This is a genomic window from Rhizobium sp. T1470, from assembly GCF_042140505.1.
In the GTDB taxonomy this organism is placed as follows: Bacteria; Pseudomonadota; Alphaproteobacteria; order Rhizobiales; family Rhizobiaceae; genus Rhizobium; species Rhizobium favelukesii.
Genome location: NZ_CP148091.1, coordinates 307741 through 320649 on the forward strand (window position 1 = coordinate 307741; position 12909 = coordinate 320649).

11 protein-coding genes and 1 pseudogene are annotated in these 12909 nt (G+C 60.4%); 1 reads left to right on the forward strand and 11 read right to left on the reverse strand.

The features are described from left to right. Window positions 1-1029, forward strand: coding sequence for a trans-3-hydroxy-L-proline dehydratase (locus WGT02_RS01455; RefSeq protein WP_024316229.1), 1029 nt, complete (start codon window positions 1-3; stop codon window positions 1027-1029). 196 nt (window positions 1030-1225) lie between these two features. On the opposite strand, the gene WGT02_RS01460 is transcribed toward WGT02_RS01455, so the two are convergent. From WGT02_RS01460 to rfbF, 11 genes and pseudogenes are all read right to left on the reverse strand, one after another. Beyond that, window positions 1226-2209, reverse strand: coding sequence for an ABC transporter ATP-binding protein (locus WGT02_RS01460; protein WP_024316230.1), 984 nt, complete (start codon window positions 2207-2209; stop codon window positions 1226-1228). After that, the gene (locus tag WGT02_RS01465; RefSeq protein WP_208249357.1) at window positions 2202-3209 is read right to left on the reverse strand and encodes an ABC transporter ATP-binding protein; all 1008 of its coding nucleotides are present in this window, start codon (window positions 3207-3209) and stop codon (window positions 2202-2204) included. Before WGT02_RS01465 ends, WGT02_RS01460 begins: the two co-directional genes overlap by 8 nt. A gap of 1 nt (window position 3210) precedes the next feature. Further along, complete coding sequence (locus tag WGT02_RS01470) at window positions 3211-4128, reverse strand: ABC transporter permease (RefSeq protein WP_024316232.1); 918 nt, start codon at window positions 4126-4128, stop codon at window positions 3211-3213. Further along, the gene (locus WGT02_RS01475) at window positions 4125-5048 is read right to left on the reverse strand and encodes an ABC transporter permease subunit (RefSeq protein WP_024316233.1); all 924 of its coding nucleotides are present in this window, start codon (window positions 5046-5048) and stop codon (window positions 4125-4127) included. The genes WGT02_RS01470 and WGT02_RS01475 overlap by 4 nt, the downstream gene beginning before the upstream one ends. Before the next feature lie 48 nt (window positions 5049-5096). Further along, window positions 5097-6677, reverse strand: coding sequence for a peptide ABC transporter substrate-binding protein (locus tag WGT02_RS01480; protein WP_024316234.1), 1581 nt, complete (start codon window positions 6675-6677; stop codon window positions 5097-5099). Between the two features lie 655 nt (window positions 6678-7332). Continuing rightward, the gene (locus tag WGT02_RS01485) at window positions 7333-8448 is read right to left on the reverse strand and encodes a class I SAM-dependent methyltransferase (RefSeq protein WP_263622910.1); all 1116 of its coding nucleotides are present in this window, start codon (window positions 8446-8448) and stop codon (window positions 7333-7335) included. A gap of 32 nt (window positions 8449-8480) precedes the next feature. Further along, window positions 8481-9275: an IS21-like element helper ATPase IstB gene (gene istB / locus WGT02_RS01490; protein ID WP_208245060.1), complete on the reverse strand. Its 795-nt coding sequence runs from the start codon at window positions 9273-9275 to the stop codon at window positions 8481-8483. Continuing rightward, window positions 9265-10785 (reverse strand): IS21 family transposase, encoded by a 1521-nt coding sequence (istA, locus tag WGT02_RS01495; protein ID WP_208180357.1) that lies wholly within the window; start codon window positions 10783-10785, stop codon window positions 9265-9267. The genes istB and istA overlap by 11 nt, the downstream gene beginning before the upstream one ends. Before the next feature lie 111 nt (window positions 10786-10896). After that, a pseudogene (locus tag WGT02_RS01500) lies at window positions 10897-11058 on the reverse strand (SAM-dependent methyltransferase); the annotation flags it as partial. Window positions 11059-11062: 4 nt separating this feature from the next. Then, window positions 11063-12133 (reverse strand): CDP-glucose 4,6-dehydratase, encoded by a 1071-nt coding sequence (gene rfbG / locus WGT02_RS01505; RefSeq protein WP_024316236.1) that lies wholly within the window; start codon window positions 12131-12133, stop codon window positions 11063-11065. After that, complete coding sequence (gene rfbF, locus WGT02_RS01510) at window positions 12130-12897, reverse strand: glucose-1-phosphate cytidylyltransferase (RefSeq protein ID WP_024316237.1); 768 nt, start codon at window positions 12895-12897, stop codon at window positions 12130-12132. The genes rfbG and rfbF overlap by 4 nt, the downstream gene beginning before the upstream one ends. Window positions 12898-12909: the final 12 nt, after the last annotated feature.

Genomic DNA, 12909 nt, shown 5'->3' on the forward strand with positions numbered 1-12909 from the left:
ATGCGCAGTACCAAGACCATCCATGTGATTTCCGCCCATGCCGAAGGTGAGGTGGGAGATGTCATCGTCGGCGGCGTGACGCCGCCGCCCGGCGAAACGATCTGGGAGCAAAGCCGCTGGATCGCCCGTGACCAGACGCTGCGCAATTTCGTGCTGAACGAACCGCGCGGCGGCGTCTTCCGTCACGTCAACCTGTTGGTGCCCCCGAAGCATCCCGATGCCGATGCCGCCTTCATCATCATGGAGCCGGAAGACACGCCACCCATGTCCGGCTCGAATTCGATCTGCGTGTCCACGGTGTTGCTGGACAGCGGAATCCTGCCAATGCGGGAGCCGGTCACTGAAATCACTCTGGAGGCTCCCGGTGGCCTGGTTCGTGTGCGCGCCGAGTGCCGCAACGGCAAGGCCGAGCGCATCTTCGTCCAGAACCTGCCGAGCTTCGCAGAACGGCTGGATGCAAAGCTGGAAGTCGAGGGACTGGGCACATTGACCGTCGATACGGCCTATGGCGGCGATAGTTTCGTTATCGTCGACGCCGCAGCCATGGGCTTCCGCCTGTCACCGGACGAGGCGCATGACATTGCGCGGCTCGGTGTACGGATCACCAACGCGGCCAATGCCGCACTCGGATTCCATCACCCCGAGAACCCGGATTGGAAGCACTTCTCCTTCTGCCTCTTCGCCGGCCCCGTGGAGTTCACAACGGAAGGCCTCCGTGCCGGCGCTGCTGTCGCGATTCAGCCCGGCAAGGTCGACCGCTCGCCCACCGGCACGGCGCTGTCGGCGCGCATGGCGGTGCTGCACGCCCGCGGGCAATTGGCCCTCGAGGACAGACTGACCGCCGTTTCGCTGATCGGCTCCACCTTCACTGGCCGCATTCTCGGCACCACCGAAGTCGGCGGTCATCCGGCGATCCTGCCGGAAATCTCCGGTCGCGCCTGGATCACCGGCACGCACCAGCACATGCTCGACCCCTCCGACCCCTGGCCGGAAGGCTACCGCCTCACCGACACCTGGGGCGCCCGCTGATTGCCCAATCAGCTTTGAGCGGTGCGGATAGGATCCGCTCAAGGCCCCTTCGAGCACCTTTGCTTGTGCGCTAGGAGTGATACGCTCGAAGCACACCCGCCAAGAACTAACAGGTGGCGGTTTTGGTGTGCCGGATAAATGCCGAACGGCCCGCTGGACAATCAGCGGGCCGTTCGGGATTTTCGTTGGTACCGGCTTAGCGGTCCATGTGGTAGCAAGCGGCGGACTGTCCTGGCCGAACCTGTTCGGTCGGCGGCATTTCCGTGCGGCAAACATCCGTGGCCTTCCAGCAGCGCGGAGAAAACACGCAGCCTGGCGGCGGATTGAGCGGCGAGGGTGGGTCGCCCTGCAGCCGGATGCGCTGCCGGTTGCGTGCGAGCTTCGGATCGGGTACCGGCGCGGCCGAAAAAAGGGCCTGCGTGTAGGGATGCGCCGGGCGGTCGAACACGGTGGCGCAATCCCCGGCCTCGACCACCTTGCCGAGATAGAGCACCAGAACGTCGTCAGAGATCAGCCGGACGACCGAAAGATCGTGGCTGATGAAGATCAGCGTCAGCCCGAATTCCTTCCGGAGCTTGCGCAAGAGCGTGATCACCTGCCCCTGGATCGACACGTCGAGCGCCGAGACGGGCTCGTCGCAGATGATCAGCTTCGGTCGCGTCACGACCGCGCGGGCGATGCCGATGCGCTGTGCCTGGCCGCCCGAGAATTCGTGCGGATAGCGGTTGATCATTTCGGGCACCAGGCCGACGGCCGCCATGATCTCCCGGACGCGTGTCAGTCGTTCCGCTTTCGTAAGCTTCGGCTCGAAGACGGTGAGGGGTTCGGCAATGATGTCGCCTACGGTCATGCGCGGATTAAGTGAGGCGATCGGATCCTGGAAGATGATCTGCATGTCGCGGCGGGCCGCACGCATTTCCTCGTCCGATAGGTCGAGCAGATTCCGCCCCTGCCACAGGATGCGGCCTTTCTGCGACTTGAGGAGACGTAAAATCGAACGGCCGAGCGTCGACTTGCCGCAACCCGACTCGCCGACGATGCCTAGCGTGCGGCCTTCTCTCAGGTCGAAGCTGACATTGCTGACGGCAGTCAACAGCATCGGCGGCTTGAAGAAGCCCTTCGACGGCAGCTCGAACTGGGTGGTGAGGTTCTCGACTCTCAAAAGGGATCGCTCAGCCATGGTTCAAAACCTCCTCACGGCGCGGGAAGGGATGGAAGCAGGCTGCGGAATGACGTTCTGCCAGAATCTCGAGCTTCGGTGACACGTCGATGCAATCGTTCTGGACCATGGGACAGCGCGGCGAGAAGCTACAGCCCTTTGGCAGGTGTTGCAGATTGGGTGGGCGACCGGGGATGACGGCGAGCTGATCGACGTCCTGGTCGGGCCGCGGGATGGAGGCGTGCAGCGCCGCTGTATAGGGATGCGCGGGCACTTCGAAGAGTTCGTCGACCGGTGCTTCCTCGACAATCCGCCCGGCATACATGACGGCGACGCGGTCCGCGAGGCCCGCAACGACACCCAAATCATGGGTGATCATGACAAGTGCCGTGTTCATTTCCGCCGTCAGGTCATTGAAGAGATCAAGGATTTGCGCCTGGATCGTCACGTCGAGCGCCGTCGTCGGCTCGTCGGCGATGAGAAGCTTCGGTTTGGTCAGTAGCGCCATGGCGATAACGATGCGCTGGCGCATGCCGCCCGAAAGCTCGTGCGGGTAGAGGTTGAAGCGTCGCGACGGGTCGGGGATGCCGACACGTTTGAGCATGTCCAGGGCCTCGGCAGAGGCTGCCCGCGCCGTGAAGCCTCGGTGGACTTCCAGCTGTTCCGTCAGTTGTCGGGAAATCCGCAGCGACGGATTGAGGGCCGTCATGGGGTCCTGGAACACCATAGCCATGTCCTTTCCGCGGACATGGTCGAGTTCGCGTGACTTCAGCGCCAGCACGTCCCTTCCCTCGAGTAGTGCCTGGCCGCTGGTGCGGCCGTTCTTGGCAAGCAGACCCATAACACCGAGGAAGGTCTGACTCTTGCCGGATCCGGATTCACCGACGATCGCGACGCGCTCGCCGCGCCGGACCGAAAGGCTCATGTTGGAGACGGCCTTCACCTCGCCATCCGGCGTCGCAAAGGTGATCGAATAGTCTCTCAGTTCGAGAAGCGCATCGTTTTTTGTTTCTGGGTGCATTCTATCGATCCTTCGGGTCGAACGCGTCGCGCAGGCCATCGCCGATGAACAGCAGGCTCATCAGCAGGGCAACGAGGAAGCAGGCCGGGAAGGTCAGCAGCCACGGCATGCTTTCCATGGCGTCGGTGCCCTCAGCAATCAGCGTGCCGAGCGAGGTGAGCGGTTCCTGAACGCCGAAGCCAAGGTAGGACAGAAAGCTCTCGGTCGCGATGATTTCCGGGACGGTCAGCGCAGCAAAGATCACCACCGGCCCGACGAGGTTCGGGATAATGTGCTTGAGGATGATCTTGAACGGCTTCTGGCCGGACGCGCGTGCCGCTTCGATGAATTCGCGTTGCTTGATCGAGAGCGTTTGTCCCCGCACGATGCGGGCCATCGTCAGCCATTCCAGCGCACCGATTGCTGCAAACAGCAGGTAGACATTGCGGCCGAACACCACCATCAGCAGGATCACGAAGAGAATGTAGGGCAGGGCATACATAATATCGACAAAGCGCATCATGATCGCATCGAGCCTGCCGCCAATGTAGCCGGAAATCGCGCCATATAGTACGCCGATTACCACGGACACGATGGTCGCCGTCGCGGCGACGGCGAGCGAGACGCGGGTGCCGTAAAGAACACGCGCAAGCAGGTCGCGGCCGTTCGGATCGGTTCCGAAATAGTGGCCGCTCTCCATATCAGGGGGCATCCGGAAAGCCGCCCAATCCGGTTCCTCATAGTCGAACGGAATGAGGTACGGGCCGAGGAATGCGGCCAGGATCAGGAGAAGGAGCACAACGATGGCAACGACGGCTGCCTTGTTGCGGGAAAGACGACGCAGAGCATCGCCGGTCAGCGAGCGGCTCTTGTGCGAAAGCCCTTCAGCCTCCAGAAGTTCAGCCGCGAGCAGCTCTCTCTTTGCGGGATTGAGGATCATCGGTTTCTCACTTTCGGATCGAGCCACGCATAGGCAATGTCGACGAGAAGGTTCAGAAAGACGATCAGGACCATGTAGAAGATGACCGTGCCGAGAACCATGCCGTAGTCGCGGTTCAGCGCCGCGTTGACAAAATAGCGGCCGATGCCGGGCAATCCGAAGATGCTCTCGACAACGAGCGAGCCGGTGAGAAGGTAGCTCGCCGCCGGGCCGAGATAGGAAACGACCGGCATCATGGCAGGCTTCAGCGCGTGGCGCATGACGGTCAGCCGCGGACCGATGCCCTTGGCCTTGGCGGTGCGGATGTAATTCTGGTTCATCACCTCGATCATCGAGCCGCGGGTCATGCGTGAGATGCGGCCCGCATGCGGCAATGCCAGCACGACGATCGGGATGACGAGATACCTGAACGAGCCGTCACCCCATCCCCCGACAGGCAGCCAGCCGAGATGGATGCCGAAAATCAGCTGTAGGATGGGCGCGATCAGAAAGTTCGGAAGAACCAGGCCGACGAGAATGACCAAGCCGAGGAGGTAGTCAGGCGCCTTATTCTGATAAAGCGCCCCAAGACAGCCGACTGTCACACCGATGAGGATGGCAAGGATGAAGGCGAGGCCACCAATCGTGAACGTGTAGGGCAGGCCGATCATGATCTGCTGGCCGACGGTAAAGTCTTCATTGGCGAAGGAAGGACCAAGGTCGCCCTTCAACACGTCGTAGATGTAGATCAGGTATTGGTCGATAAGCGGCTTGTCGAGATTGTAGTGAGCCGCGAGGTTCTTCAGGATCACCGGCGGCAATGGCCGCTCGCCATCGAATGGGCCGCCGGGAGCAAGGCGCAAGACAAAAAAGCTGAGTGTCACGGCGATCCACATGACGGGGATCGTCGACAGCAGGCGACGGAGTGCATATTTGATCATGGTCGTGGATCGGCCCTTCCTGCAGCGGGCGGGAAGGGCCGGTGTTCCTTATTCTTTGATCGAGAGCCAGCGCGTACGGTGGATGTCCTGAATATTGTCTTCGAAGCCCTGGACCTTCGGCGAGACGACGTTCTTCGAGACGTAATAGTACAGCGGAATGGCGGCACTGTCGTCGAGCGCGAGCTGTTCAGCCTTCTTGAAGATTTCCGCGCGCGTCTTCAGGTCGGTCTGGGCGTTCGCTTCCTTGACCAGCTTGTCGTAATCGGCGTTGCTCCAACGGCCGTAGTTCATCGAAACGCCGGAAACGAGCAGGCCGAGGAAGTTGTCCGGATCGTTGTAGTCGGCGATCCAGCCGGCGCGGCCGATTTCGACCTGACCATGCTGCATTTCGTCGTAATGCACCTTGGTTTCGGTGTTGTAGAGCTCGATCTGGACACCGAGCGGCTTCCACATCGAGGCGATGGCGACTGCCACGCGCTTGTGGTTGTCGTTGGTGTTGTAGCGAAGCTGTGCCTTCAGTGGGTGGTCGGGTCCGAAACCTGCTTCCTTGAGCAGCTTCTTCGCCTCTTCCACCTTCTCCTTGTAGGGCATGTCCTTCCAGCTGACATAGGCCGGATCGCCGTAGTTGGCAGTGCCCGGCGGAACCCACGAATAGGCTGGAAGTTCGCCGGTGCCGAGGATCTTCGGACCGATCACGTCGCGGTTGACGGCCATCGACAGCGCCTGGCGGACGCGCTTGTCGTTGAACGGCGGCTTCTGGGCGTTGAGGACGTAGTAGTAGCTGGCCAGGAACGGCGTCACGTGCGCCTGACCCGGCAGGTTCTTCTTCATCCACTCGTATTGATCGGTCGGGAAGTCGGTCATGATGTCGAACTCGCCGGCGCGATAACGCTTGAGAGCCGCTTCCTGGTCTTCGAGCGTGAAGAACTTGACGCCGTCGATCTTCAGGTCCTTCTCGCCGTAGTACTGGTCGTTCTTGACGGTTGTGACGGACGCACCTGGGATCCATTCGGTCGGCTTGTACGGACCGTTGGTGACGATGTTGCCGATCTTGACCCAGTCAGTGCCCTTCGCCTCAACCACATGCTTCGGCAGTGGGTAGGCGGTGTAATGCATCAGCGCGTTAATGAAGTAGGGGGTTGGGTTCTCCAGCGTGATCTCGAGCGTCTTGTCGTCGATCGCCTTGACGCCGAGCTGGCTGAAATCGGTGATCTCGCCCTTGTTGATCTTCTCCGCGTTCTTGATGGTGAACTGCAGATAGGCGTATTCGGCGGCATTCTTCGGATCGAGAAGGCGCTGGAAGGCGAAAACAAAATCCCCTGCGGTCACCGGCTGGCCGTCCGACCACTTGATGCCGTCGCGCAGCTTAAAGGTATAGACCTTGCCATCAGGCGAGACAGTCCAGCTTTCGGCCTGCCCCGGGATCGGATCGTCCTTCGGGTCTTCCGTTACGAGGCCCTCGAAGATGTCGCCTGCAATGCGGTTCTCATAGTCGCTCGATAGCTTCTGTGGGTCGAGCGACTGCGGGTCGCCGCCATTGTGGATGTTGAGCGTCGCTGCGTGCGCCGACACGGCCAGCAGCGAGCCAAACACTGCTGAAGCCAGGAATTTTTTCGTAAGAAAGCTCATATGGGGGCCACCTTTCTAGGCTTTGCGCCTTTTATTAGTCGTTTGTTCCCGTGACCAGTTACGTTCAGGTCAATGCGCAACCTATCGTAAAGGTCTGGCGTTGCAAGCCCCCAAATGAAACAGCGAGCGACGCTTCCTGAGGCCGTGATTTTTTGGCCTCCATTCTATCACCAGGCTACGGAATGGGCGATTTTTTGCGGCTGCGAGGGCGTTTCGATCAAATAGGCATGCCGCGCCACAGTCAATCACTGGTTGAATAAACTGACTCTAGCCGGCTCAAATTTCGACGCGTTTGCGGTGAATTGCGTTGATAAATCAATGGCTCCTGCGTCCGTTTGGTGTCTGTTTGCGACATGTGGTCGCCATCGATTTTTGAAATGTTGCGTTGTCTCCGGAGGTCCCGCGAAGACCGGGCCAGATCACGCAAAGGGACCCAGAGAAGCGCGAAAGGCAGATTGTGGGGGCACATCATGATCCGAACAAAGCACCGCTTGTCTGTGAAACAGGCGCCGCCCGAACGATATCCACACCTGAACTCCACGAGTCCACGACCTCCACGTCGTTGACCGCAGCTTTACCAAGCACCTCCGCAGGACAGGCGTGCGACCCCAGAAAACGGAGCGATGCCAACCAGCATCGCTCTACTTCATCAATCTCAAAGAATCCGTAGCGTCGGGATCGCCACGACGAAACGTCCGTCCCATGCCCGGATATACTGGTTCGACTTGACGATCTCGTCGGTCAGATTCCACGGCAGGATGACGAGATAGTCCGGCTTCGCGGCTTCGATATGGCTCGGCGCATAGACGGGAATATGGCTTCCCGGTAGCAACTTGCCTTGCTTGATGTCGCTGCGGTCGACGACGAAGACGATGTCGTCGGCGTTAACGCGGCAGACGTTCAGGAAGGTGTTGCCCTTGGCTGCGGCGCCATAGGCGGCGACCGTTTTGCCTGCGACCTTGGCTTGACGTAGGAAGGCCTTGAACGCTTCGCACACGCCTTCGATCCGCGTCCCGAACCGTTCGTAGGTCGCCATCTCCTTGAGGCCGAAGGCCTCTTCCTTTGCGCGGAGCGCAAGCAGCCTGTCTGTCACAGCGCGGGCGCCTTCCGCCTTCTGTGCGAAGACGCGCAACGATCCGCCATGCGTCGGAATCTCCTCGACATCGAAGACCTTCAGCCCGCAAGCGCCGAAAATGCGCTCGACCGCGAGCAGCGACATGTAAGAGTAGTGTTCGTGATAGATCGTGTCGAACTGGATGCCATCGATCATCGTCAGAAGATGTGGGAATTCGAATGTCGAAACGCCGTCCGGCTTTAATAGGATGGCAAAGCCACTGACGAAATCGGCGATATCTGGCACATGCGCAAGGACGTTGTTGGCGGCCGTCACGTCGGCGCGCACGCCGCTCTCGACCAGCGCCTGGGCGGTCTGCCTGCCGAAGAACGCCACCTTGGTCGCCACGCCGCGGCTTTGCGCGATCTTTGCTGCATTTGCGGCCGGTTCCACGCCGAGCACCTGGATGCCCTTGGCTGCGAAATATTGCAGGAGATAGCCGTCATTCGAGGCGACTTCGACCACTGTCGAAGCTGCCGAAAGTCCGAAGCCCTCGGTCATCATCTCGGCGTAGCGCTTGGCATGTTCGAGCCAGCTGGTCGAGAACGATGAGAGGTAGGCATAGTCGGCGTTGAAAATTGCGTCCGCCGGCACGTTCTCGGTCGTTTGAACCAGGATGTTGGTTTCCACGCGGAACTGAGCCGGTTTTTCCACCAAGAAGTGAGCCACCTCTAAGTATGGTTTTCTGATCAGGATTTGGTCAAGGGATTGGCTTTTTCTCCTTTCTTCTGTGCTGCGGCAGCCGAGCTGGCTTTGAAGCGGAAGCTGTCGTTACCGGTTTCCAGGATATGGCAACGGTGGGTCAAACGATCGAGCAGAGCGGTCGTCATCTTGGCGTCGCCGAAGACGGTTGCCCACTCGCTGAAGCTGAGGTTGGTGGTAATCACGACGCTGGTCCGCTCGTAGAGCTTGCTTAACAGGTGGAAGAGTAGTGCTCCGCCTGAGGCGCTGAACGGCAGGTATCCCAACTCGTCCAGGATGAGCAGATCGAGGCGGACCAAGGTCTCCGCGATCTGGCCCGCCTTGCCTTTAGCCTTCTCCTGCTCGAGAGCATTGACCAGTTCGATGGTCGAGAAGAAGCGGACCTTTCGGCGATGATGCTCGATGGCTTGGATTCCAAGAGCGGTCGCGACATGCGTTTTTCCAGTGCCAGGGCCACCGATAAGGACAACGTTCTGCGCCCCATCCATGAACTCGCATCGGTGCAGTTGGCGCACGGTGGCCTCGTTGATCTCGCTGGCGGCGAAGTCGTATCCGGAGATGTCTTTGTAGGCTGGGAAGCGAGCAGCCTTCATGTGATAGGCAATCGAGCGGACCTCACGCTCGGCCATCTCGGCTTTCAGCAACTGGGACAAGATTGGCACGGCCGCATCGAAGGCGGGAGCACCTTGCTCGATCAGGTCCGTGACGGCCTGGGCCATGCCATACATCTTCAGGCTACGCAGCATGATGACGACGGCAGCACTTGCGGGGTCATGACGCATGACGACCTCCTACGATCCGGACCCGCAAGCCATCGTAGCGTTCTACATTGGCCTTGGGTTCGCGCAGCAGGGTCAGTGCCTGTGGCGTATCGATGTCGGGACCGTCGGTCGTCTTGCCATCAATCAGCCGATGCAGCAGGTTCAACACATGCGTTTTGGTCGCCACGCCTTGATCCAGAGCCAGTTCCACGGCCCTGACGACGACCTGTTCGTCGTGATGAAGCACCAGAGCGAGGATGTCGGCCATCTCACGATCACCGCCGGGGCGGCGAAGCATCTGATCTTGCAACTGTCTGAAGGCCAGCGGCAATTCCAGGAAGGGCGCACCATTGCGCAAGGCACCGGGTTTGCGCTGGATGACGGCAAGGTAATGTCGCCAGTCGTAAATCGTTCGTGGCGGCTTATCGTGGCTCCGCTCAATGACCCGCTCATGCTCGCATAGGATATTGCCCTCGGCCGCAACGACCAGTCTCTCGGGATAAATGCGCAGGCTGACAGGCCGGTTCGCAAACGATGCTGGCACACTGTAACGATTGCGCTCGAAGGTGATCAGGCATGTCGGTGAGACGCGCTTGCTCTGCTCAACGAAGCCGTCAAATGCGGGTGGCAGTGCCATTAATGCTGCCCGCTCATCAGCCCAAACATCTGCGATTGTGCCGGGCAAGGTGCCATGCGCCGTCTCCCGCCACAGGTCCTGGCAATGCTGTTCCAGCCAAGCATTCAATACCGCCAAATCCGGGAAGTCAGGCATCTGTTGCCACAGTCGTGGGCGAGCATCCTGGACGTTCTTCTCGACCTGCCCCTTCTCCCAGCCGGCAGAGGGATTGCAGAACTCTGGCGCAAAGACGTAGTGGTTCGTCATCGCGAGGAAACGGATGTTGACCTGCCGCTCTTTGCCGCGACCGACACGATCGACCGCCGTCTTCATGTTATCGTAGATGCCGCGACCAGGTACGCCGCCGAACACACGGAAGCCGTGCCAGTGGGCGTCGAAGAGCATCTCGTGCGTTTGCAGCAGGTAGGCCCTGACCAGAAAGGCCCGACTGTGCGACAACTTGATATGTGCGACCTGAAGCTTCGTGCGCTCGCCGCCGATCACGGCATAGTCCTCACTCCAATCGAACTGGAATGCCTCGCCTGGGCGGAAAGACAGCGGAACGAATATGCCGCGGCCCGCTGTCAGCTGCTCAGCCCGCCAGTCGCGGGCGAACGCGGCGACCCGACCATAGGAGCCGGTAAAGCCGAGAACCACCAGATCCGCATGAAGCTGCTTCAGCGTTCGGCGCTGCTTGCGCGACCTCCCGGCCTCGGTCTTCAGCCAGCCAGCAAGTTTGTCGGCAAAAGGATCGAGCTTGCTCGGACGTTCCGGTACCGTGAACGTCGGCTCGATCGTACCAGCGCTCAAATACTTCGCGATCGTGTTGCGTGACAGCCCAGTGCGCCGGCTGATCTCGCGGATCGACTGCTTCTCGCGCAGCGCCATCCGACGGATGATGTTTAAAAGTCCCATGTGGATCACTCCGTGGCCCCCGTCGCTCACCGCGTTGGGGGGAAGGTTCACATGGCTCAATTCTCAATGGAAATTATGCGCCTAACCGGCTCAGTTCTGCGTGGAAACCAACACCAGGAAACACTCCGCGCAAACCATGACCTTCAACGGAAAGGAGCGCTCCTTGGCGATCGCGGCTGCATCTGGTAGAAAGGAGTTCGACCACGGTGTCGATCCAAGATCTGCGACAACGGTCGTCAGCGGCGCTGAGCAGAAACGGCATTGGTGAGACATGCGGTTAGGAGCCTTTCGTGAAAGCATCAATCTGGCCAGCGACGAGCGAGAGCGCATCTTCGCCCCGGCGCCATTGATCGTACCAGCGTGCAGCCCAGTCTATCGCTTCGGTCTGGCTCAGCTTTGCCCGCCAGGAGAGGCAACGATAGGCTTCGCCAGGATCGAGACCAAGCGCGTGCATCTCGCGCGGCTTGTCGACCGCCGACGTATCCTGCCAGGTTTGCCCGAGCCCCATGGCTGCTTGGACCGAGGAGGCAACAAAACCGACGGGAATTTGCGCTTCGTCAGGGGATGGCCCAAAGTTCAGCGCTTCCACCGACGCAGTCCCGTTGTACAGCGCCTCGCAGAACAGGAAATAGCCGTTCAGGCAGTCGAGCACATGCTGCCAGGGACGCGTCGCAAGCGGGTTGCGGATATCAAGAATCTGCCCGGCTATGGCAGCGCGGACGATGTCGGGAACCAGGCGGTCCTCCGAAAAGTCGCCGCCACCGAGCACGTTTCCGCCGCGCGCGGTGCCGACATGCACGCCCTTCGGACGGAAAAAGGAGTCCCTGTAGGTCGCCGTTGCGATCTCGGCTGCGGCCTTCGAGCCGGAGTAGGGGTCATGTCCGCCAAGCCGATCGGTTTCGACGAAATGCCGGCCGCTTTCGTCGTTGCTATAGACCTTATCTGTCGTCACGACGAGAATGGCTTTGAGCGCTTCCAGCGGCCGCGCCGCCTCCAGCAAACGGATCGTCCCCATGACGTTGACATCGAACGTGTCAACCGGTTCGAGATAGCTGCGGCGCACCAGCGACTGCGCCGCCATGTGCAGGATGATATCGGGATCGCACACGCGAAGCGCATCCGCAAGGGCGGACCCGCTGCGGATATCGGCGATCGTCTCGGCAGCCATCCCGGAGGTGCCCGCAAGGGCGTGCAGCGTTGGCGTCGTCGCTGGCGAGAGCGCGTAGCCGGTCACCTCAGCGCCGAGCCGCGAAAGCCATATTCGCGCCCACGTCCCCTTGAAGCCGGTATGGCCTGTCAGGAAGACGCGTTTGCCTGACCAGAAACGCTGATCCGGCAGCTGGCTCATGACCAGACTTTCCACGGTGCATGGCCGCTCTGCCAGAGTTCTTCGAGCTGGTTCTTGTCGCGCAGCGTATCCATCGGACGCCAGAAGCCGTCATGGGGGAAGGCCATCAGCTGGCCGTCGCTGGCAAGTCCTTCCAGTGGTGCTCCCTCGAATGGCGTGGAGTCCCCCTCGATACGATCCAGCACCGACCGGCTGAGCACGAAGAAGCCGCCATTGATGCGTCCGTTGTCGCCCGCCGGTTTCTCGGTAAAGCTCATGACCTGCTGATCTTCGGTCATCAATGCGCCATAGCGCCCGGGCGGTACCACGCTGGTCACCGTCGCCTCGCGTCCATGGCTTTGGTGAAATTCGGTCAACGCCTTGATGTCGACATCGGCAACGCCGTCGCCGTAGGTGAGGCAAAACGTGTCGTCGAGATAGTTCGCGACGCGTTTCAGGCGCCCGCCGGTCATCGAACCTTCGCCCGTTTCGACAAGCGTCACGCGCCACGGCTCCGCTTTCGTGGCATGGTACGTCGTCTCGCCGCGCTCCATGTCGAAGGTGACATCCGCGGAGTGCAGGATGTAGTTGGCGAAATATTCCTTGATCATGTAGCCGCGATAGCCGAGGCAGATCACGAAGTCGTTGAAGCCGAAATGGCTGTAGATCTTCATGATGTGCCAGAGAATCGGACGACCCCCGATCTCGATCATCGGCTTTGGCCGCAGGTGGCTCTCTTCGGAGATGCGGGTGCCGTATCCACCCGCGAGAATGACGATTTTCATATGGTATTTCCC

Excerpts from the sequence above, each read along its gene's own strand:
- WGT02_RS01455 (WP_024316229.1), top strand. The coding sequence starts at position 1 with ATGCGCAGTACCAAGACCATCCATGTGATTTCCGCCCATGCCGAAGGT.
- WGT02_RS01460 (WP_024316230.1), bottom strand. The coding sequence starts at position 2,209 with ATGGCTGAGCGATCCCTTTTGAGAGTCGAGAACCTCACCACCCAGTTC.
- WGT02_RS01465 (WP_208249357.1), bottom strand. The coding sequence starts at position 3,209 with ATGCACCCAGAAACAAAAAACGATGCGCTTCTCGAACTGAGAGACTAT.
- WGT02_RS01470 (WP_024316232.1), bottom strand. The coding sequence starts at position 4,128 with ATGATCCTCAATCCCGCAAAGAGAGAGCTGCTCGCGGCTGAACTTCTG.
- WGT02_RS01475 (WP_024316233.1), bottom strand. The coding sequence starts at position 5,048 with ATGATCAAATATGCACTCCGTCGCCTGCTGTCGACGATCCCCGTCATG.
- WGT02_RS01480 (WP_024316234.1), bottom strand. The coding sequence starts at position 6,677 with ATGAGCTTTCTTACGAAAAAATTCCTGGCTTCAGCAGTGTTTGGCTCG.
- istB (WP_208245060.1), bottom strand. The coding sequence starts at position 9,275 with ATGCGTCATGACCCCGCAAGTGCTGCCGTCGTCATCATGCTGCGTAGC.
- istA (WP_208180357.1), bottom strand. The coding sequence starts at position 10,785 with ATGGGACTTTTAAACATCATCCGTCGGATGGCGCTGCGCGAGAAGCAG.
- rfbG (WP_024316236.1), bottom strand. The coding sequence starts at position 12,133 with ATGAGCCAGCTGCCGGATCAGCGTTTCTGGTCAGGCAAACGCGTCTTC.
- rfbF (WP_024316237.1), bottom strand. The coding sequence starts at position 12,897 with ATGAAAATCGTCATTCTCGCGGGTGGATACGGCACCCGCATCTCCGAA.